This window comes from Streptomyces sp. NPDC047108, from assembly GCF_040643575.1.
Taxonomy (GTDB): Bacteria; Actinomycetota; Actinomycetes; order Streptomycetales; family Streptomycetaceae; genus Streptomyces.
Window position 1 is genome coordinate 180,706 of record NZ_JBEYUP010000008.1, and the last position, 20,630, is coordinate 201,335.

18 protein-coding genes are annotated in these 20,630 nt (G+C 72.3%); 11 read left to right on the forward strand and 7 right to left on the reverse strand.

Going from position 1 to position 20,630, the window contains the following annotated elements; translation table 11 throughout:
• Window positions 1-60 precede the first annotated feature (60 nt).
• Complete coding sequence (locus tag ABZ822_RS18695) at window positions 61-1,203, forward strand: DUF2330 domain-containing protein (protein WP_360855094.1); 1,143 nt, start codon at window positions 61-63, stop codon at window positions 1,201-1,203.
• 57 nt (window positions 1,204-1,260) lie between these two features.
• Here ABZ822_RS18695 and ABZ822_RS18700 read toward each other — a convergent pair whose 3' ends face one another.
• The gene (locus ABZ822_RS18700) at window positions 1,261-2,712 is read right to left on the reverse strand and encodes a lipase maturation factor family protein (protein WP_360854682.1); all 1,452 of its coding nucleotides are present in this window, start codon (window positions 2,710-2,712) and stop codon (window positions 1,261-1,263) included.
• A gap of 168 nt (window positions 2,713-2,880) precedes the next feature.
• On the opposite strand from ABZ822_RS18700, the gene ABZ822_RS18705 reads away from it, so the two are divergent.
• The 5 genes from ABZ822_RS18705 to ABZ822_RS18725 all read left to right on the forward strand — a co-directional run bounded on the left by ABZ822_RS18705 (window position 2,881) and on the right by ABZ822_RS18725 (window position 7,099).
• A complete protein-coding gene (locus ABZ822_RS18705; protein WP_360854685.1) occupies window positions 2,881-3,723 on the forward strand; it encodes a helix-turn-helix domain-containing protein in 843 nt (280 codons plus the stop codon).
• A 288-nt stretch (window positions 3,724-4,011) separates the two neighbouring features.
• On the forward strand, window positions 4,012-4,440 hold the full coding sequence (locus ABZ822_RS18710; protein ID WP_360854688.1) for a VOC family protein: 429 nt from the start codon (window positions 4,012-4,014) through the stop codon (window positions 4,438-4,440).
• A 208-nt stretch (window positions 4,441-4,648) separates the two neighbouring features.
• Window positions 4,649-5,098, forward strand: coding sequence for a cyclic nucleotide-binding domain-containing protein (locus tag ABZ822_RS18715; protein ID WP_360854691.1), 450 nt, complete (start codon window positions 4,649-4,651; stop codon window positions 5,096-5,098).
• Window positions 5,099-5,498: 400 nt separating this feature from the next.
• The gene (locus ABZ822_RS18720) at window positions 5,499-6,437 is read left to right on the forward strand and encodes an alpha/beta hydrolase (protein WP_360854694.1); all 939 of its coding nucleotides are present in this window, start codon (window positions 5,499-5,501) and stop codon (window positions 6,435-6,437) included.
• Window positions 6,438-6,556: 119 nt separating this feature from the next.
• On the forward strand, window positions 6,557-7,099 hold the full coding sequence (locus tag ABZ822_RS18725) for a DUF402 domain-containing protein (protein ID WP_360854697.1): 543 nt from the start codon (window positions 6,557-6,559) through the stop codon (window positions 7,097-7,099).
• 454 nt (window positions 7,100-7,553) lie between these two features.
• Here the strand turns inward: ABZ822_RS18725 and ABZ822_RS18730 are convergent, their stop codons facing one another.
• On the reverse strand, window positions 7,554-8,585 hold the full coding sequence (locus ABZ822_RS18730) for a PHP domain-containing protein (RefSeq protein WP_360854700.1): 1,032 nt from the start codon (window positions 8,583-8,585) through the stop codon (window positions 7,554-7,556).
• A 10-nt stretch (window positions 8,586-8,595) separates the two neighbouring features.
• Entirely contained in the window at window positions 8,596-9,336 is a 741-nt protein-coding gene (locus tag ABZ822_RS18735; RefSeq protein WP_360854703.1) for an ANTAR domain-containing protein, read from the reverse strand.
• Window positions 9,337-9,536: 200 nt separating this feature from the next.
• Here ABZ822_RS18735 and ABZ822_RS18740 point away from each other — a divergent pair, with 200 nt between their 5' ends.
• Entirely contained in the window at window positions 9,537-11,426 is a 1,890-nt protein-coding gene (locus ABZ822_RS18740; protein WP_360854706.1) for a glycoside hydrolase family 15 protein, read from the forward strand.
• A 75-nt stretch (window positions 11,427-11,501) separates the two neighbouring features.
• Here the strand turns inward: ABZ822_RS18740 and ABZ822_RS18745 are convergent, their stop codons facing one another.
• The gene (locus ABZ822_RS18745; protein ID WP_360854709.1) at window positions 11,502-14,102 is read right to left on the reverse strand and encodes a LuxR C-terminal-related transcriptional regulator; all 2,601 of its coding nucleotides are present in this window, start codon (window positions 14,100-14,102) and stop codon (window positions 11,502-11,504) included.
• A 161-nt stretch (window positions 14,103-14,263) separates the two neighbouring features.
• Between ABZ822_RS18745 and ABZ822_RS18750 the strand changes: the two genes are divergently transcribed.
• A complete protein-coding gene (locus ABZ822_RS18750; protein WP_360854712.1) occupies window positions 14,264-14,674 on the forward strand; it encodes an SHOCT domain-containing protein in 411 nt (136 codons plus the stop codon).
• 57 nt (window positions 14,675-14,731) lie between these two features.
• Window positions 14,732-15,160 (forward strand): hypothetical protein, encoded by a 429-nt coding sequence (locus tag ABZ822_RS18755; protein ID WP_360855097.1) that lies wholly within the window; start codon window positions 14,732-14,734, stop codon window positions 15,158-15,160.
• A 72-nt stretch (window positions 15,161-15,232) separates the two neighbouring features.
• On the opposite strand, the gene ligD is transcribed toward ABZ822_RS18755, so the two are convergent.
• Window positions 15,233-16,237, reverse strand: coding sequence for a non-homologous end-joining DNA ligase (gene ligD / locus ABZ822_RS18760; RefSeq protein WP_360854715.1), 1,005 nt, complete (start codon window positions 16,235-16,237; stop codon window positions 15,233-15,235).
• A 115-nt stretch (window positions 16,238-16,352) separates the two neighbouring features.
• Between ligD and ABZ822_RS18765 the strand changes: the two genes are divergently transcribed.
• On the forward strand, window positions 16,353-17,414 hold the full coding sequence (locus ABZ822_RS18765; protein ID WP_360854718.1) for an ATP-dependent DNA ligase: 1,062 nt from the start codon (window positions 16,353-16,355) through the stop codon (window positions 17,412-17,414).
• A 121-nt stretch (window positions 17,415-17,535) separates the two neighbouring features.
• Here ABZ822_RS18765 and ABZ822_RS18770 read toward each other — a convergent pair whose 3' ends face one another.
• Both ABZ822_RS18770 and ABZ822_RS18775 read right to left on the reverse strand, forming a co-directional pair.
• Window positions 17,536-18,522 carry a nucleoside hydrolase gene (locus tag ABZ822_RS18770; RefSeq protein ID WP_360854721.1) on the reverse strand — a complete coding sequence of 329 codons (987 nt, stop codon included), beginning with the start codon at window positions 18,520-18,522 and terminating at the stop codon, window positions 17,536-17,538.
• Between the two features lie 72 nt (window positions 18,523-18,594).
• Window positions 18,595-19,509 carry a ribokinase gene (locus tag ABZ822_RS18775; RefSeq protein WP_360854724.1) on the reverse strand — a complete coding sequence of 305 codons (915 nt, stop codon included), beginning with the start codon at window positions 19,507-19,509 and terminating at the stop codon, window positions 18,595-18,597.
• Window positions 19,510-19,549: 40 nt separating this feature from the next.
• On the opposite strand from ABZ822_RS18775, the gene ABZ822_RS18780 reads away from it, so the two are divergent.
• Window positions 19,550-20,545 (forward strand): LacI family DNA-binding transcriptional regulator, encoded by a 996-nt coding sequence (locus tag ABZ822_RS18780; protein WP_360854727.1) that lies wholly within the window; start codon window positions 19,550-19,552, stop codon window positions 20,543-20,545.
• Window positions 20,546-20,630 lie beyond the last annotated feature (85 nt).

A 20,630-nucleotide genomic window follows, 5' to 3' on the forward strand; every position in this document is an offset into this window, starting at 1 on the left:
GTGCGGTGCATCGGGGGAGGGGCGCCGCCTGCGTGGCGCCGGGCGTTGCTGGTGGCGGTACTGCTGATGCTCACTCAGGTCGGCTCCCTGATCCGTCCGGCCTACGCGTGCGGCTGCGGCGCGATGGTGACGGACGGCGAATCATGGTTGGGGGTGGAGCGTGAGACCTCGGCGGTCGTCTGGGACGGCCGTACCGAACAGATCGTGATGAGCCTGACGGTCAACGGCACTGCGCCGGAAGCCGCCTGGATCATGCCCGTGCCGCACCGGGCCACGGCCCGGCTGGGCGACCGCGCGCTGTTCACGGAGCTGCGCCGCGTCACCGCGCCCGTCCGGCGGACCCGCCACCACTTCTGGCCGCGTGAGGGCGACTGGCCGTTCGACAGGCACGACGGCACCGCAGCGGCACCCGGCGGTGCCGCGGGCGCGTCCGCACCACCGGTCGGTGTCGTCGGACGCGAGCGGCTGGGCCCCTTCGAGGTCGCACGGCTCACCGCGACGGACCCCCACGCCCTGAGCGGCTGGCTCGAGGACAACGGCTTCGAGCTGTCCGACCGGCTGGCCGAAGGGCTCGAACCGTACGTCCGGGAGAAGTGGGAGTACGTCGCCGTCCGGCTCGTACCGGCGGAGGGGCAGGGCGGCGGCGGGTCGTCCTCGTCCGCCGGACGGCCCACGCTCGGCGGGGAGCTGGACCCGCTGCACCTGACCTTCGCCTCCGACCGGCTCGTCTATCCGATGCGGCTGTCGCGGCTCGCCAAGACCCCCCAGTTCCTTGAGCTGTTCGTGCTCGCACCGCACCGTATGGAGGCCCGCGGTGCCATCGGCGGACGCCCGCCCGCCGTGACGTGGGCGGGACGCCTCGATGCCGGGAAGAGCGGACCCGGTGCGGGGGAGCGCGGACCCGGCGTCGGAGAGACGCCACTGCGCGAACTCGCCTCCGGGCGCACGACCTTCCTCACGGCGACGACGCAGCGGTTCCCGGAGCCGCGGGACATCGCGGGGGATCACGAACTGCGCCGCGCGGATCGCGACACCCCGTACCGCACCGTGGTGTGGAACGGTGAACTGCTCACCGTCGGGGGCGTGCCCGCCTGGATGGCGACCGTGGGGGCCGGGCTGCTGCTCGCGCCGGCCGCGTTCGTCGCCGTGGCCGTGAGCCGGGCGCGACGGCGGAGCGCGGGTCGGGGCGCTCCCGCGTCCTGAGGCGGGCCGGGACGATGCGCGGGTCCCTCAGGGGCGGGCCCGGCCCGGGGCGTCCGCTCAGCGCCCCGCGGGGGTGCGGTCGTCGTGGTCCAGGGCCACGGGCGGGAGGAAGTCGCCCACCGGCTCCCGGTGCCACCACGTGCCCGTCTCCCTCCGCTCCCGCCACGTCGTGAAGCGGTACTGGTAGAGCCGCGCGCGGATGTGCGTGGGCGGCTCGTCGGGGAACGGCGAGCGGCGCAGCAGCTTCAGCGTCGCCCGGTCGCCCCGCAGCAGCCGTTCCACGAACGGCAGGAACCACGACTGCGCGTAGGACGGCGACAGCGCCGCGAACCACATCATCCAGTCGAGGCGCAGGTGGTACGGCGCCACTTGCGGCGGCAGCCGCGCCGGGTCGCCGGGTTTGCCCTTGAACTCGTACGGCCGCCACACCGTGTCCCGTGTGACCTCCGGCTCGTCGGTCCCCTCCACCACGATCTCGCGGCGCGTACGGCTGATGCTCCCGAACGCGCCGTAGGTGTTGACCAGATGGAGCGGATTGAACGAGCGGTTCATCTGCTGGCGGCGCGAGAGGAGGTTGCGGGCGGGCCAGTAGCTGAGCGCGACGATCAGTGTGGCCGCCGCGATCACCAGTACCTCGAACCACACGGGCGCCGGTGCGGTCTCCGGCGGTGAGGGCAGGCCGAGCGCGTCGGCGGTGGGCGCGCCGCCGATCGCGGGCAGCGTCAGGACGATGGTCACCCAGTTCAGCCACGCGAAGTTCCCGGACGCCACCAGCCAGAGCTGGGTGACGATGATGAGCCCGGCGGCGATGCCCGCCACCGGCTGCGGGGTGAACAGGGCGACGGGGACGACGAGTTGGGCCACATGGTTGGCGGCCACCTCGACGCGGTGCAGCGGCTTCGGCAGACGGTGGAAGTACCAGCTCAGCGGTCCGGGCATCGGCTGCGTCTCGTGGTGGTGATAGAGACAGGTCAGGTCCCGCCAGCAGCGGTCGCCCCGCATCTTGATCAGTCCGGCGCCGAACTCGACGCGGAAGACCAGCCAGCGCAGCAGCCACAGCACGAGGACGGGTGGGGCGGTGCTGTCGTTGCCCAGGAAGACGGCGAGGAAGCCCGCCTCCAGCAGCAGCGACTCCCAGCCGAATCCGTACCAGGTCTGGCCGACGTTGACGATCGACAGATACAGCAGCCAGAGCGCGAACCACAGCAGCATCGACGCCCACAGCGGCACGGCGTCGCCCGCACCGGCGACCAGGGCGGCGCCGAGAGTGGCGCCGCTCCACGCGAGGACGGCGAAGAACCGGTCCGAGTAGTGGACGTGGAAGACGCTCGGCGACTGCCGGAACGGCACACGCGCGGTGAAGGACGGCACCGGGAGGATCCCGCGGGCACCGATCAGCGCGCGGAACTGGAGGGCGGCGGCGACGAAGGCGACCAGGTAGAGCGCCGCCAGCGAGCGCTGGAAGACGAGCCTGCCGAACCAGTAACCGGTGTCTCCGAACCACTCCATGCGGGCCGCTCCTCGGGCAGTCCTCGGTCCCGGACGTCGAACGATCTTCCTCTACGACGCGTACCCCGCCCCGCGGCCTCCCAGCGGAACACGGGCACCGGGGCCGGTCCCGGCCGGGGGCCGAATCGTCCCCCGGCGTCTGTCGGTGCCCCGTCCTAGGCTGACGCCATGGCCGCAACGCCGCCGACCGTCGACGCCGCCGCCGGGCTTCCGGCGCCCGCGGTGCGGCCATATGTGCGGCGGTATCTCGGCTATCGCTACCTCGGGTTCCCTCCGGGCATCCATGTGGGCCTGCCGTCGGCCTGGCTGACGGTGGTCATCAGCCTCGACGAGCCCACACGCGTCGGCCGGGCCCCCGGGGCACCCGTCACGGCGTACGAGGCGCTGGCCGGAGGGCTGGACACGCGGCCGGTCGCCATCGCCCACCACGGCGACCAGTACGGCGTACAGCTCGAACTGTCCCCGCTGGGGTGCCGTGGGCTGCTGGGGCTGCCCGCCGCCGGACTCGCCCGCACCGTCGCCGACCTCTCCGATCTGCTGGGGCCGCTTCCGGCCCGGGAGCTGGCGGAGCGGATGGCGGAGAGCAACTCGTGGGCGAGCCGGTTCGCCGTGCTCGACGAGGTGCTGGGGCGGGCGGTCCGCGGCGAGGCGCCGGCCCCGGCTGCCGAGGTCGAGCGGGCCTGGCGGCGCGTACGGGCCACGGGAGGCGCTGTCGGCATCGCCGCGCTCGCGGCCGACGTCGGGTGGAGCCGCCGCCACCTGACCTCGCGTTTCGCGGCCGAGTTCGGGCTGACGCCGAAGGACGCCGCCCGGGTCGTCCGCTTCGAGCGCGCCAAGCGCCTGCTGAGCGGTCCGGTGCGGCCCACGCTGACCGAGACGGCGGTTGCCTGCGGCTACTACGACCAGGCGCATCTGGCCCGTGACTGGCGCGAGCTGGCCGGTATGCCGCCCTCGGCCTGGCTCGCCGCCGGGGATCTCCCGCCGGTGGAGTTCGGCCCCGAGGCCGCCTGATACGGCGAACGCAGGTGCCTCTTGGCCCGCGGGGAGCGGCCGCTGGCCCGCGGGGACCGGCCGATGGTCCGCGGGGACCGGCCGATGGTCCGCGGGGACCGGCCGCTGGTCCGCGGGAACCGGCCGCGGAGCCCGTGCCCGTCTCCCGGCCACGACGGAATCCCGCGTTCCCGGCCCGCGACGGAACCCGTGCCCGTCCGGCCGCGACGGAACCCGTGCCCGTCTCCCGGCCTGCCGAGTTCCCATTCGTCCAAGCCACGGTCGCGTCCCGCCGCGCATCCTGGCCGTATGACCGACGAAACGCTCGAACGCCATCGCACCCGTCCGCCTACCCCCACCACGCTGTGGCCGACCCTGACCTACCGGGACGCCCGCGCCGCCATCCGCTTCCTCACCGAGGCCCTCGGATTCGAGACGACGGCGCTCTACACCGGTGAGACCGAGGACGAGGTCGTCCACGCCGAGCTCCGCCGCCCCGACGGCGCGGGCATCATGCTGGGCAGCATCCGCCAGGACAGCGTCATCTGCGCCCTGCCCCCGGGCACCGGATCCGTCTACGTGGTCACCGACGAGCCCGACGCCGCCTACGCCCGTGCGACGGCCGCCGGAGCCGTCGTCGTCCAGGGCCTGGAGGACACCGACTACGGCTCCCGCGGCTTCACCGTCCGTGATCCCGAGGGCGTCTTCTGGAGCTTCGGGACCTACGCCGGCGCCTGATCCCCGCCGATTCCCGTACCCGGGCTCCCTTCATCCGCCCTGATTCCGGCGTGAGCCCGCCCCCGTACGGGCCCGGCCGCCCCGCGCCCGCCCGGATCCGGCGGGCCGGGATGGCGGCGGCGGAGGATCGTGGGTCCAATAGGGGTAACCAGGTGCTCGTCGCCCGGCGGCCCTGGCAGTGGCTTCGGAGGCGAGGAGGCTCGCGCTCATGACTACTGCGCCCCGGTTTCTGCGGTCTCTTCCGGTCGACGTCCGCGACCGCCTGATGGAACTCGCCCGGGAGGTGTCCTTCCCGCAGGACGCCGAGATCTTCCGGGAGGGGGGAAGGGCGACCGGCTTCTGGATCATCCGCTCCGGGGCGGTCACCCTCGATCTGCGCGTGGCCGACCGGCGCCGCGCGGCCGTGGCCACGCTCGGTCCTGGCGATCTGCTCGGCTGGTCCTGGCTGTTCCCGCCCTACCAATGGGACTTCGGGGCCGAAGCCCTGAGCCCGGTGAGGACGTACGCCTTCGACGGGGCGCAGGTGCGATCGCTGTGCGAGGACGATCCGGCGCTGGGGCTGGTCGTCATGCGTACGGTCGCGGAGATCCTCGCCCACCGGTTGCAGGCCGCCCGTACGCGCCTGCTGGAACTGTCGCCGTACACCTCCACGGCGTGACGCCCGCCGCCGGCCGGCCCGGCACAGGTACGCCCCGGAGCACGTACACCGCGGCACGAGTCCCGCCCGGGAACCCGTACGGCCCCGAACCGGTAGACACACCTGTGGCGCCCGCCGGAAGAAGGAACGGGCGCCACAGGGGGCGGGGCAGGAGGGCCGGGGGCTGCTCCGGCCCTTCCCGCCCTGCCCGCTCACGTCGGTCGGCAGTGGCGCCGCCGACCGGCCGTCGCTCCTTCAACGTGCCCGTGGCGGTGAGGTTTCGGTCTGCTCACGAACGAGTGGCGGCCGGGCCGACGGCACGCGGCTGGACGAGTGACGTTCCCCGCGCTTGTCGCGGTAACCGGGTACGGATCGCCGGAGTTGTCCCCTTGGCTTGGAGCATCTCTTGATCGTCGGCCCCGTGTCCGAGTCCGCCGACACCGCGCGCCCCGCGCGCCCGCCCGCCGATGAACGGTGCGGGCCCGGGCGGCCGGAGGCGGAGCTGAGCAGGCTGTCCTTCGGCGGGTTCCGGTACGACTGCCGGGTGCTGCGGCAGCCCCATCCCGGTACCGTGCCGATCCTGCTCCTCGGCGGGGCCGCACAGGACAAGTACGCCTGGGCCAGGCACGAGACCCGGCTCGCGCGGATCGCCACGGTCGTCACGGTGGACCTGCCGGGCTGGGGCGGGGCCGACGCTCTCCCGGCGCAGTACGGGATGGACTTCCTCGCCGACGCCGTCGGGCACACCCTCGACGCCACCGGGGTTCGTACGGCCAATGTCATGGGCGCCTGCTACGGGGGCGTGATCGGTCTCCGCTTCGCGCAGCGCCACCCGGACCGCGTCGCTCGCCTGGCTCTCGTCGGGACGCGGCGGACGCTGCCGCGGCAGCTCCGCGAGTCGTTCAGCTCCGGTGTGGAACTGCTGCGCGGCAATGACCATCACGAGTTCGCGCGGCGCGCCGCCGAGTTGTTCGCGCCGCTCGCCGACCGGGCGCTGATCCGCCGCCGCGGTGCGGTGTACCGGCTGCTGGAGCGGCAGTTCGAGCAGATGACACCGGGTCAGGCCGACCGGTTCGTGAAGAACACCGAACGGCTGCTGCGGCATCCGCTGTACGACCCGGTCCCGGTGCCGCCGCCCGTCGAGACCCTGTTCGTCCACGATGAGCACGACCGCTTCTCCTCGCCGGGCCACGGCCGGGAGATGGCGGCCGCGCTGCCCGGCGCTCGCGTGGCCGTCATGGAAGCGGCGGGTCACATGATTCCGCTGGAACCCCCGGACGAGTTCACCGATCTGCTGCTGCGGTTCTTCACCGACCAGCCGCTGGACGACCTGCCGCTGTCGCTCTCCGCGGAGAGGTGAACCGGACCGCGGCACCGCCGACCCGTAGCGCCGGGGGCGAGGAGCCGAGCGCACAGGGAGAGGGGCACGGGGGAACAATTGCGTGGCTGCCGCCCCGCGCCGTGCACCAGGCTGTGGGCATGCAGCATCCTGAACGCCCCTCCGGCGACCGTCTGCGCCCGGGCAGCGAGGTGACCGTCCGGCTGGTCAAGCATCCCCGTGACGTGTCCTATCCGGCGATCGTGACCGGCGACGACGGTACGCACGCGGTCGTCCGCGCGCCCTGGGCCGGCGCCACCGAGCGGGACTTCGGATTCGTACGGTTCACGCACGGCGACGTCTTCACCGAGCACTACTGGCGCGACCGCTGGTACTCGGTCAAGGAGGTGCGGAGCGCGGACGGCGGGCTCAAGGGGTGGTACTGCGATGTCACCCGCCCCGCCCGCGTCGAGCGGGACCCGCACCGGGACACGCTCGTCGCCGCGGATCTGTATCTCGACCTGTGGGTGTCGGCGGACGGCGCGACCGTGCTGCGCCTGGACGAGGACGAGTTCCTGGAGAGCGGCCTCCCCGAGCGTGACCCGGTGGCCGCGGAGCAGGCACGGGACGCGCTCGACCAACTCGAACGCCTCGCCTGCGAAGGCGAGTTCGGCAGACTTCTCGAACTGCCGCCGGGCCGGTGAGGCCCGGTCACCGTCGTGCGCGGCGGTTCTGACGGGGTGACAGCTCCTGTCCCGGCCAGGAGCGGGCAGCAGGGGGGTGCGCCTGGAGCAGTCCCGTGATGCAGCGGGAGGGCCCTCGCCGTGACCGCGGGTCGTCTCCTCCGGCCGGGACAGGAGTCGTGCGGGACGCCGCAGCACCTCACCAGCGTGTCTGCGATGCCTTACCAAGCTGATCACATCTGCTGTCCGCGCAGGTGCGGAACATGGCCGTACCTCAGGGATTCGCCCGACATGGTGATAACGACCGGCAAGTGTACGAATCGCCGAAACGCGGCCGAGGTGCTGAGGGCGGCCGTCGGCCCGGTCGTGCGCGGAGACGTCGACGCGGTCCTGCGCTGGGCGTCGACCATGAGCGCAACGTCCGTCCGGTCACGCGCGGGACGTCGACGCGGTCACGTGCGGGACGTCGTTCCGGTCATGCGTCGGACGGGGCCTCGCGTGTGCGCGTCCACGTCAACAGCCCTTGTTCCGGCCAGGTGTTGATGACCCGTTCGGCCGGGACGCCGCATTCGGCCGCCCGGGCACAGCCGTTCATCTGCCAGTCGAGCTGCCCCGGAGCATGGGCGTCGCTGTCGATCGCGAAGAACACCCCGGCGTCCACGGCCTCCCGCAGGAGCCTGCGGGGCGGATCCAGGCGCTCGGGGCGGGAGTTGATCTCCACCGCCGTCCCCGACTCGGCGCAGGCGGCGAACACCGCGTCCGCGTCGAACTGCGACTCCGGCCGGCTGCTGCGGAGCCGTCCCGTGCAGTGCCCCAGGACGTCGACGAGCGGATTGCGCACGGCGGCGACCATACGCCGCGTCATGTACGGGCGTTCCATGCGGAGTTTGGAGTGCACTGAGGCGACCACCAGGTCGAGCCGGTCGAGGAGTTCCGGCTCCTGGTCCAGCGAGCCGTCGGCGAGGATGTCCACCTCGATGCCCGTGAGCAGCCGGAACGGGGCCAGCTCCTCGTTCAGCGCGGCGACCACGTCGAGTTGCTCGCGCAGCCGGTCCGCCGACAGGCCGCGGGCGACCGTCAGCCGGGGGGAGTGGTCGGTGAGCACCGTCCAGTCGTGGCCCAGCTCGGCGGCGGTCCGCGCCATCACGTCGATCGGGCTGCCGCCGTCCGACCAGTCCGAGTGCACATGGCAGTCACCGCGGAGTGCCGAACGCATCGCGGCCGCGCCCGGTTCCGGCGGCTCCCGCTCCCGCTCGCTCTCCGCCTCCAGCTTCGCCAGATAGTCCGGCACCTCGCCCCTCAGGGCCTCGACGACGACCTTGGCGGTCTTCGGGCCCACGCCCTTGAGGGACTCCAGCGCGCCGGTCCTGGCGCGCCGTTCCACCTCCTCGGCCGGCAGGTCCGCCACGACACCCGAAGCCGTGCGGAAGGCGCGGACGCGGTAGGTGGGTGCACCGGAGCGTTCGAGGAGGAACGCGATCCGGTCGAGGGCTGCCACCGGCTCCATCGCGTACCTCCTACGACCGGGCCGCGCCCGCGAAGTCCGCAGGGCCCAGCTCCGCCGGGTTCTGTCCCGTCGAGACGACGTGCAGGGCGATCTCGCGCAGCTTGACGTTGAGGCTCTGGGACGCTCGCACCAGCATGCCGAAGGCTTCGCGTGAGGGCACCCGGTGGCGCTCCATGAGGATGCCGGTCGCCTCCCCGATGACCTGGCGGCTGGCGACGGCGTTGGAGAGGTTCTCGATGGCGGTCGCGGCGGAGAGGGCGATCGCCGCGTGGGTGGCCAGCACGGCCACGGTCTTGGCGGTCTCCACGCCGAAGGCGCCCGGCTCGCCGGAGAGCAGGTTGAGGCGGCCCGACACGTCCCGCTCCTGCGTCAGGCGGCAGCTCAGCATCGAGCCGACGCCCAGACGCGCCGCCTCGCGCGCGAACCGGGGCCAGCGCCCCTCTCCGGACATGTCCTCGATCCTGACCACGGCCCCGTCGGCGTCGCCGCTCTCCTGCAGGCAGGGGCCCTCACCGGCCTCGGCCTGGGCGAGGTCCACGGCCTGCACCAGCGGATGGGTGTACGCGGGGCTCTCCAGCGGCTTGCCGCGCCGCAGCAGGGTGATACCGGCGTACTGGGCGCCGTCCGCGGTCGTCGCGGCCAGCTCGGTGATCTCCTGCAGGACCTGGTCGCGTGAGGGCTGCCCGTGCAGGGCCTCCGCCATGGCCGCGAACGCCTCCGACAACCACAGTGCGGACCCTGCGTCGCCCATCCCGGAACCTCCTCATCGAGAACCGGACATCCAGCATGCTCAGTGGCAAATTACCCAATAGATCACATTTTGCCGCGCAGGGAGGCGGGGAGTCCGGTCCGGGACCCTCACGAAGGGCGAACGGCGGCACCGGGCCGTCCGCCCGATCTCACCCCTCCCGGGTGAAGCCGTGCCCGCCCCCGCGTGGCGACGGTAAGCGCATGGACGACTACCCGCTGATCGCCGACCACGGACTGATCGGGGACCTGCAGACGGCCGCCCTGGTCTCCACGGACGGGACCATCGACTGGTACTGCTGCCCCCGCTTCGACTCGCCCAGCGTCTTCGGCTCGCTGCTCGACGCGAAGAACGGCGGCCACTTCCGCGTACGCCCCGTCCAGGACACGTACTCCGTCAAGCAGCTCTACCACCCCAACACCGCCATCCTCATCACCCGCTTCATGACCGAGGACGGCGCAGGTGAGGTCGTCGACTTCATGCCCGTCTCCACGGAGCGCACGGCGACCCGCAACCACCGGATCGTCCGCATGCTGCGCTGCGTACGGGGCGAGATGGAGTTCGCCGTGGAGCTGATCCCGCGGTTCGACTACGGGCGCAAGCCGCACCAGATCCATGCCTTCGAGCGTGGCGCGGTCTTCTCCGGCGACGGCATGGAGCTGACCGTCCACACCGTGCGGGAGCCCGAGGACTCCCGCCCCGCACGCATCAACCGGGTCGAGACCGAGGGGGGCGGCGGCATCCAGGCCTGGCTCCCCCTCAAGGCCGGGCAGCAGCGCGGGCTGGTGCTGGAGTCCTTCGCGGACGGGCCGCCCCGCGAGATCGGTACCGCGGAGTTCCAGAAGCTCTTCGACGACACCGTCCACTACTGGCGGAGCTGGCTGCGCCGTTCGCAGTACATCGGCCGCTGGCGCGAGGCGGTGGAGCGGTCGGCGATCACGCTGAAGCTGATGACGTACGCCCCGAGCGGAGCGCTGGTGGCCGCGCCGACGGCGGGGCTGCCGGAGCAGCTCGGCGGCGAGCGGAACTGGGACTACCGGTACACCTGGATCCGTGACGCCTCCTTCTCCGTCTACGCCCTGCTCAAGCTGGGCTTCACCGAGGAGGCCGGGGCGTTCATCGGCTGGCTGCGCGACCGGGTCTCGGAGCAGGCCGGGGGCAAGGAGGGCCCGCTGAGCATCATGTACCGGGTCGACGGCTCCTCGGATCTGACCGAGGACGTGCTCGACCACTGGGAGGGCTACCGCGGCTCGCGCCCCGTACGGATCGGCAACGCAGCCTCCGACCAGCTCCAGCTCGACATCTACGGCGAGGCGCTGGACAGTATCTACTTCGCCGACCAGCGCGGCATCCAGCTCGACCACAAGGCATGGACCTCGCTCAGCACCATCATCAACTGGCTCGCCGAGCACTGGGACCAGGCCGACGAGGGGATCTGGGAGACCCGCGGCGGGCGGCAGGACTTCACGTACGGCCGGCTGATGTCGTGGGTGGCCTTCGACCGGGCGGTGCGGCTGTCCACCGAGCGCGGCCGCCCCGCGTCCCTGCAACGCTGGACCACCGAACGCGATCTGATCTACCAGCAGATCATGGAGCGGGGCTGGAACCCCGAACGGCAGGCGTTCGTGCAGCACTACGGCAGCGACGTGCTGGACTCCTCGCTGCTGCGGATGTCCACCGTCGGCTTCCTCGCCCCGCACGACCCGATGTGGGTCTCCACGCTCTCGGCCATGGACGAGGAGCTGGTCTCCGACAGCCTGGTCTACCGCTACAACCCGTCGGCCTCGCCCGACGGTCTGCGCGGCGCCGAAGGGACGTTCTCCCTCTGCACGTTCTACTACGTCGACGCGCTCGCCCGTGCGGGCCGGCTCGATCAGGCACGGCTGGCCTTCGAGAAGATGCTCACCTACGCGAACCACCTCGGGATGTTCTCCGAGGAGGTCGCCATCACGGGCGAGCAACTGGGCAACTTCCCGCAGGCGTTCACGCACCTGGGGCTGATCGACGCAGCGATCACGCTCGACGCCATGCTCAACCGGGCCGAGCGGACCGCGGTCGGCGCACCGACGACACCGCCACCGCTGGCCGCCTGACGGGGCGGCAGAGAGACCGGGCAACACCGGCCCGGTCTCTCTGACGGCCGCGCCGTCACAGCAGCCGTACGGCCGTCACAGCAGGCCCTGTTCGCGCGCCGCCGCGACCGCGTCGCGGCGGCTGCCCACCTGCAACTTCCGGTAGATGCTGCGCAGATGGGTCTTCAGGGTGTTGACGGAGACGAACAGGTCCGCCGCGATCTCCTCCAGCGTGTGGAGCGAGGGGAGCTGCTGCAGCAGGGCCGTCTCCCGCGGCGTCAGGGACACGGCCGCGGTGGTCTCCCCGCCGGTGGGCATGATCCGCAGGACCTCCGCCGCGAACGGTTCGAGCGGTCCTGCGCCCGGCAGCGAGCGGACGAGCAGCTTGCGCAGGCCGGGCGCCGAGACACGGAAGGGCCGCAGGGCCTGGCGGGGTCCGGCGAGCGCCACCGCCTCCCGCAGCGCGTGCGCGGCGCGGGGCTCCTCGCCGTACGTCGCGCACAGCCGCGCCTCCAGCAGCCAGGCCTCGATGAGCGTGCTGACGACGACCGGTTCCGCCGATCCGTCCAGGGCCGCTCGCAGAGCCGACCGTGCCGCCTCGCCCTGCCCCCGGGCCGCGAGCACGGCGGCTTCCAGGACGGTGGTCTCCGCGCTGTCGTCCAGCCGGACGCGGGCGCGCTCCAGCGCCTCCACCGCCCACGGGTGGCGTCCGGAGGCCAGCGCCATCTCGACCTCCGCCACCGCGCCGAAGGCGACCAGCTCCGGCATGAGCGGCCGGTCCGCGCACCCCGCCCAGGCGCGGCGGAGATCGAGCAGCCCCTGGTGCCGCTCGCCGCGCTCGTAGGCGGTGACCGCCCCGACCATACGGGCGCCGAACTCCATGCTGGGATCGGCCTGTCCACGGACGGACTGCCGGGCCAGCCGCGAGTAGCGCTCGGCGAGGGCGGAGTCCGCCTGCTGCAACTCGGCCCAGGCGGCGGCCTCGTAGGCCGGAGCGCACAGCGCCGTCCGCTCCCAGCCGCGGGCCAGCGCGAAGGCCGCGGCCTCCTCGCCGAGGTGCGCGGCGCGCGCGAAGCTGCACTCCGCGGCAGCCACCGCGGCGAGACAGCTCATGCACTGCGCGGTCAGGTGGTCCAGGCCGCGCCGTACGGCGATGGTGAGCGCCGACTCCAGGTCGGCCTTGCCCTGCCCCAGATGCCCCAGCTCGACGTGGACCATGCCGCGGTCCGCCATCGCCAGCGCTGACAGGTCGTCACCCTCCAGTACGGCCAGGGGAATCCGCTCGGCGATGTGCAGCGCCTCCGACAGACTGCCGTCCATCCGCGCCCGCTTGAGCCGCGCGATCTGGCGCAGCGCCCGCACCTGGGGATCGGTGGGGTGCGGGTCCGTCCGCGCGTGCAGAGCGAGATGGCGGCTGCCGCTGACGACGTCGCCCGCGTCCAGGTCCGCGAGCGCAGCGGCCAGCAGCAGGCCGGGCTCGGCGGCCATCGCGGCCTCGGGCAGTTCCCCGAGCAGCCGCCGTACGGTCCCGCCGCGGCCGGACATCACCAGCCCGGTGCCGTGCCGCTCCATGAGCGTCGAGGCGCGCGCGAGGTCGGACGCGGCGAGTGCCTGCCGTACGGCGTCGACGGGCAGGTCATGGGCCTCGTACCAGTCGGCGGCGGTGCGGTGCAGCCCGGGGACCGTACGGGGGTGGCGGCGCCGCAGCTCCGCGTACAGATGGCCGCGCAGCAGCGGGTGGCAGCGGTGCCAGGCGCCGCCGGGGCCGGTGCGGCCGATGAGGACGTTGCCCCGGTAGAGCCGGTCGAGCGCCGCGGCCGCGTCGTCCCGCCCGGTCAGGACCCGGGCGAGGTCGGGGGAGAGCCGTTCGCAGACGCTCGTCAGGAGCAGGAACTCCCGCTCCGCGGGCGGGCTCCGGGAGAGGATCTCGCCCGCCAGGTAGTCCGCCACGCTGCGCTCGTCGCCGCTGAACCCGGCGACGAAGGCGCTCGGGTCGGGCGCCAGCCGCATCGAGACGGCGGCGAGCCGGAGTCCGGCCGGCCAGCCCTCGGTGAGCTGCATGATCCGTGTCAGATCGCGCGGCGCGGGCTCCAGCCCGTATCCCCGCAGCAACTCGGCCGCCTCTCCTTCCGTGAAGCGCAGCTCCTCCTCGCGTATCTCGTGCAGCAGGCAGGCGAGCCGGAGGCGGTAGAGCTGGAGCGGAGGGTCGCGGCGGGAGGCGAGGACCAGCCGCAGCCACGCTGGCTGGTGGCGGATCAGCAGTTCCAGGCCGTGCAGGGCGAGCGGGTCGTTCAGGGCCTCGAGCCCGTCGAGGACGAGGACGACGCGCGCCTGCGCCGCGGGTGCCGCGATGTCGCCGGGCGGCACGGCCAGTGCGGCCAGCGCCTGTTCCGGTACGGCCCCGGTCGCCAGCAGCGCCGACCGTACGGCGTGCCAGAGGTGGCGGGGGTCGTTGTCGTCGCTGTCGACGCGCACCCAGGCCACGGGGGAGCCGGTGGTGGAAACCCATGCGGAGAGCAGCATGGTCTTGCCGTATCCGGCGGGTGCGCAGACCAGGGTGACGGGCTGGGCCGCCGCCGCGTCGAGGGCGGCATGCAGCCGTTCCCGGGTGATCAGGGTGGGAGTCGTCCCGGGAACCGTGATCTTCTCCGACGGAATCCGCACCCCCGTGGAGCGCGGACCACGTCTTTCGCCCATGTCTCCACGGTATGGCCGCCTCCCCGGGCCCTCAACTCGGACCCGGGGAACCCCGGCACCACCGGCCTTCCGCCCCGCCGGGCGACTTCACCCGCGAAGGGTGAGGACCCCGGGCCCCGGTAGGCAGACGCTGTGATCGGACACGAGTGGCAGGAGGAGACATGGACGGCTTCGTGAACCTTGCCTACGACTATCCGGTCCTGGGTGTCTTCTGGACCGTGATGTGGTTCTTCCTGTGGGTGCTGTGGCTCACCGTGCTGTTCCGGGTCATCGTCGACATCTTCCGCGACCGGGACATGAACGGCTGGGGCAAGACCGCCTGGCTGCTGTTCGTGCTCATCGTGCCCTTCCTCGGTGTGCTGGTGTACGTCGTCGCGCGGGGCCAGGAGATGGGCATCCGCGAGGCGCAGCACGCCCAGGAACAGCGCAAGGCCTTCGACCAGTACGTGAAGGAGGCCTCCGGACGTGGCACGAGCACGGCCGAGGAGCTCGCGAAACTCTCCGACCTCAAGGCCAAGGGCGACATCTCGGAGGAGGAGTACGCCCGCGCCAAGGAACGGATCCTGAGCTGACCCCCTCTCCCGGACCCTCTCGGTCCCATCAGGAATCGAGGTAGCACCATGAGCGGAATGACCGAAGGCCGTACCGCCGCCCCCGGCCCTCCCCAGCACGGAACTCAGCGCGAGGGGCTGGCCACCGGACTGGTGGTGTTCGCCGCCGTCATGCTGATCCTGACAGGCCTGCTCAGCGTCTTCCGGGGCATCATGGGCATCGCCGAGGACGACATCTTCGTCACCACGCAGAACTACGCGTTCGAGTTCGACGTGACGGGGTGGGGCTGGATCCACCTGGTCATCGGTGCACTGGCCGTCCTCGTCGGCTTCGGCCTCTTCACCGGCGCGCTCTGGGCCCGTATCGGCGGTGTGGCGCTGGCAGGGCTGGCGCTGATCGTCAACTTCCTGTCGATCCCGTACTACCCGTTCTGGGCGATCGTGCTGATGGCCCTGGACGCGTTCGTCATCTGGGCGCTGTGCGTGGCCAGAAAACCCCAGTTCTGACGCCCCTCTGATGTCCCGGTGTACGAGGAGGCGGGACGCCCCCTCGTACACCGTCCGGCCCGGCCGCGCCGCTCAGTGCTTGGCGCGGCTGGGCTGTACGCGCTTGGGCTCGCCCTTCATCTTCGGGTGCTCCGGCGGGTAGGGGAGGTCGCCGAGACCGTGCTCCCGCTCGTCCCGGTTGGCCAGCTCCAGCGCCTCGTCGAGACGGAACGCGTGCTCCTCCATGTCGGCGTGCACATCGCCGACTTCGGCGTAGCGCACCGGCATCGTCGCCAGGTCGAAGTCCTCGGGTCGTGAGTCCGGCAGCTCGTCCCAGAGCAGCGGCGCCGACACCGTGGCGTTGGGCTTGGGGCGTACCGAGTACGCGCTGGCGATCGTCCGGTCCCGGGCGGTCTGGTTGTAGTCGACGAAGATCTTCTCGCCGCGCTCCTCCTTCCACCAGGAGGTCGTGATCCGCTCGGGGGCACGCCGCTCCAGTTCCCGCGCGATGGCGATGGCGGACCGCCGTACCTGGGTGAAGGTCCAGGCGGGCTCGATGGGGACGAAGACGTGCAGACCGCGGCCGCCGGAGGTCTTCGGCCAGCCGCGCAGCCCCAGCCCGTCGAGGACGTCGCGCAGCTCCTCGGCGGCCCGCAGCGCATCGCCGTAGTCCGTGCCCGGCTGCGGGTCGAGGTCGATGCGCAGCTCGTCGGGGTGCTCGGTGTCCTCGCGCCGTACAGGCCAGGGGTGGAAGGTCAGGCAGCCGAGGTTCGCCGCCCACACGACGGCCGCGGGTTCGGTGGGGCAGATCTCGTCCGCGTACCGCCCGCTGGGGAAGGCGATGCGTCCCGTGGGGATCCACTCGGGGAGGTTCTTCGGGGCGCGCTTCTGGAAGAACGATTCGCCTTCTACGCCGTCCGGGTAGCGCTCCATGGTCGTCGGCCGGTCGCGCAGCGCGCGCAGAATGCCGTCGCCGACCGCCATGTAGTAGCGCGCGAGGTCGAGCTTGGTGAATCCCCGCTCCGGGAAGTACACCTTGTTCGGGTTGGACAGCCGCACCGCGCGCTCGCCCACCGTGAGCTCAACCGTCTCTCGCATACGGCCACGCTAGGCCGGTCCGCGGCCCTCCGCACCCGGCCGTGAGGCCGATTTTCCGGGGGGTACGGCCGTTCCGGCAGGCGCGCGACCGCCGCCCCGACCACAATGAGGAGGCATGGACCTTCCGGTGATGCCTCCGGTCAAGCCGATGCTGGCCAAGTCCGCGGCGAAGATCCCGACCGGCATGCACTACGAAGCCAAGTGGGACGGCTTCCGCGCCATCGTCTTCCGCGACGGCGACGAGGTGGAGATCGGCAGCCGCACCGGCAAGCCGCTCACCCGCTACTTCCCCGAGCTGGTCACCGCGTTCCGCGAGAACCTGCCGCCGCGCTGTGTGCTCGACGGCGAGATCGTCATCATCAGCGGAGGCCGTCTCGAGTTCGACCCGCTCCTGGAGCGCATCCACCCAGCCGACTCCCGCGTACGGATGCTCGCCGAGACCACCCCCGCGAGCTTCGTCGCCTTCGACCTGCTCGCGCTCGGCGACACCTCCCTGATGGACGCCCCGTTCCGCGAGCGGCGGGACGGGCTGACCCGCGCCCTGCGCGACGCCGCGGACCCGGTGTTCACCGCGCCCGTCACCGACGACCACGAGGTGGCCCAGCGCTGGTTCCAGCAGTACGAGGGCGCGGGACTGGACGGCGTCGTCGCCAAGCGGCCCGAGCTGGGCTACCGCCCCGACGAGCGCGTCATGGTCAAGGTCAAGCACGAACGGACGGCCGACTGCGTCGTGGCGGGCCTCAGGCTCCACAAGTCCGGCCCGGTGGTCGGCTCCCTCCTCCTCGGTCTCAACGACACCGACGGCCGCCTCCAGCACGTCGGGGTCTGCGCCGCCTTCTCGATGCGCCGCCGCGAGGAACTCATGACCGAACTGGAGCCGCTGCGCATGCCCACCCTGGAGGGCCACCCCTGGGCGGAGTGGGCGCAGGAGGAGGCACACGCGAACAGCCGGATGCCCGGTGCGCCGAGCCGCTGGACGGGTACGAAGGACCTGTCCTGGGTGCCGCTGCGGCCCGAGCGCGTCCTGGAAGTGGCATACGACCACATGCAGGGGGACCGCTTCCGGCACACCGCCCAGTTCCGCCGCTGGCGCCCCGACCGCGAACCGGAGTCGTGCACCTACGCGCAGCTCGAGGAACCGGTCCGCTACGACCTCGGGGAAGTACTGGGCACCTAGGCGAATGCGTCGGGATCAGTGGGTAGTTGGTCCGGGTGTGCCGTGTTCCCCGTCGGCGGTTGGGGGTGCGAGGAGGAGCGCGGGGTCCGCCCGGTGAGGGTGCCGATGACGTCGGTCCGGTTCACCGGGCGGAAGGAGCGGAGTCGGCGCGTGGCGGGCCGGCCGGAACGGGTGCGGCGACGGTGTCGAAGAGGAGCTTCTTGAAGCCGGTTTCGTCGACGCGGCGGACCAGGGTGATGTTGGGGGAAGGAGCGGACACGCGCCGGTCGATGATCATCTGGCCGCGTGTGTCGTCGGTGACGGAGATGTCGACGTGGGCCTGTTCCTGTTCGGTGACCAGGTCGGGCTTGAGCGCCACGGCCATGGCGACGGGGTCGGGCAGGTCGTAGCCCGCCAGTCCGGTGACGTCGCGGGCCCAGTCCGCCACGGTGCGGTTGATGCGGTGCGCGAACGTCGCCATCGGGGTGCCGAGTTGCTCCAGGCGCCGCTGGTCGGCATCGGTCATGACGGCGTCCTTGCGGGAGACGTCCCAGCCGATCCACGTGACCTTCTCCGGTGTGGCGGCCCGGGCGACGATCCGGGCGGCCTCGGGATCGGCCCAGACGTTGAACTCGGCGGTCGGTGAGATGTTGCCGCGCAAGTCGGCGGCGCCGGCCATGCAGTACACGTGCCGGTAGCTGGTGAACAGCTCGGGGTCCCGCAGCAGGGCGGCGGCGATGTTGGTGAGCGGCGCGAGCGTGACCAGGGTCAGCTCCCCCGGGCGAGCGCGGGGGAGCGACAGCAGCACCTCGACCGCGTGGGTGTCCTGGCAGGCGGTGACCGGGTCGGGCAGGCCGATGTCACCCATGCCGTCCTCGCCGTGCACGTGCTGCGCGCCGGAAAGCGTCCGCGTCATCGGCCGGGCACAGCCGGGGTGGACGGGTATGCCGGTGCGGCCCGCGGTCTCCAGGAAGATCAGCGCATTGCGGGTGCCGGTCTCCACGGGCACGTTGCCCGCCACGGTGGTCACCGCCCGGATGTCACCCAGCCCGCTGGCGGCGGCGAGCAGCAGCGCGACCGCGTCGTCGGATCCGGTATCGGTGTCGATGATCAAGGGAAGGGCAGGCATGGCCGTGCTCCGTTCGTGCGAGTCGTGCGAGTCGTGCGAGTCGTGCGAGATGAGGGTGCGAATCCGTGGCGGTCAGCGGGCCTGGAGGCGGACGAGGTCGCGCGGGCGGGGCAGGCCGCCTCGGGCTCCGAGTGCGGTGACCGCGAATGCGCCCGCGGCTGTGGCGGTGGCTGCCGCGCGGGCGAGGGAGCGGCCCCGGGTGAGTTCTGCCGCGAGCACGCCGCAGAAGACGTCTCCGGCGCCGGTGGTGTCGACGACGGTCACGGCAGGGGCGGGGATGTGCTCACACCGTCCCTCCTCGGCGACCAGCGCCCCGTCACCGCCGAGCGTGACCACTGCACCCGAGGCCGCCTGCGCCAGGGTTCGGGCGGCGTCCCGGGCGTCGGCGGCTCCGGTGAGCTGCCGGGCCTCGACCTCGTTGACCACGAGCAGCGGCCGGTGATGCTCCGGCCATACGGGCGGAATCCCGGCCGGGGCCGCGTTGTGCACCCACCGTGTGCCCGGCGGAAGACGGTCGGCGACCGCCAGGAAGCAGGGCTGGGGGACCTCGCCACTGGTGAGGATCACATCCGCGGCCCGTGGGTGAAGAACCGTCAGGGCATCGGTGACGTCCTGGGGCGACAGCAGGGCGTTGGCGCCGCTGATCACAGCGATGCTGTTCTCGCCGTCCGGGTCCACCATGACCAGCGCCTGACCGGTCGGCGCGGACACGTCGGTGATCACCGTGTCGACGTCGACCGAGGCGCCGCGCAGGTTGGCGAGTGCCCTGAGCCCGGCGGCGTCACCACCGACCTTGGCCACCAAGTGCGTAGGTGCTCCCACGGTGGCGGCGGCCACGGCCTGATTGGCGCCCTTGCCGCCGAAGCCCTCCGTCAGGGAGGTCACCAGCACCGTCTCGCCCGGGGAGGGGAGGACGGGGCAGCGCAGAATCCGGTCGATGTTCACCGAGCCGAAGGCCATCACCCGGCCTGGGGAGAATCCGTTCACCCTTCCTGTCTAATCGTTTAGATGAGAGGATGCAAGGGTTATGACGAAGCGAGCAGACAAGGCGCCCACGCTGACGGACGTGGCCCGCGCGGCCGGGACCTCGACGGCGGTGGTCAGCTATGTGATGAACAACGGACCCCGACCGGTCGCTGCCAGGACCCGCGAGCGGGTCCTAGCAGCCGCGGCCGAGCTGGACTACCGCCCCAACCGCATCGCCCGGGCCCTGCGCTCCCGCACCACAGGCGTGGTCGGCCTGATCCTGACCAACGCCTCCAACCCCTACTTCGGAGCACTGGCCCGGCACATCGAGCAGGCGCTGGACCAGCACGGAAAGCTCACGCTGATCGGCAACGCCGGGTACTCCCCGGACCGGCAGAAGCATCTCGCCGACAAGTTCCTCGCCGCCCAGGCCGACGGGCTCATCATCGTCTCCGCGGACGGCGGCGTCGACGTCGCCGCCCAGGCCGAGCGAGCCGGCGCCCCCGTCGTATACGTCCACCACCGGCCCGAGAACGGGCAGGTCGTGGACGTGGACGCCGACAACGACGCCGCCGTCCAGCAGGCTGTCGCCCACCTGCGCAGCCACGGGCACACCCGCATCGGCTTCCTCGCCGGACCGCACGACGCCGGCCCGGTCGGCCGACGCCGCGCCGCCTGGGAAACGGCCCTCGCCGGCGCCGACGCCCCCCTCCTGCGCTGCGAGTACGCGCGCGCCGACGCAGCGGCCATGACCAGGCGTCTGATCAGCGAGGACGCCATGCCCTCCGCGCTCATCGCCGCCACCGACGAACAAGCCATCGGAGTCCTCGCCGGAGCCCGAGCCTCCGGACTCCCCGTTCCCGAACGACTCGCCCTGATCAGCCTCGACGGCACCCCCGACGCCGCCTACACCGCCCCCGCCCTCACCGCCACCGAACAACCCCTGCGCACCATGGCTCAGCAGGCCGTCGACCTCCTCCTCAACGGCGTCTCCCCCCAGCCTCCGGCACGCGCCTCGCTGGTCCTGCGCCGAAGCTGCGGCTGCACACCTGCGTAGGCGGTGAGGGGCTGCCCTCTCGCCCGGCGACGGCGGCAGATGCTGCTGCTTCCTCTCGCGTCGTGAGTCTGTTCTCCTGCCCTCG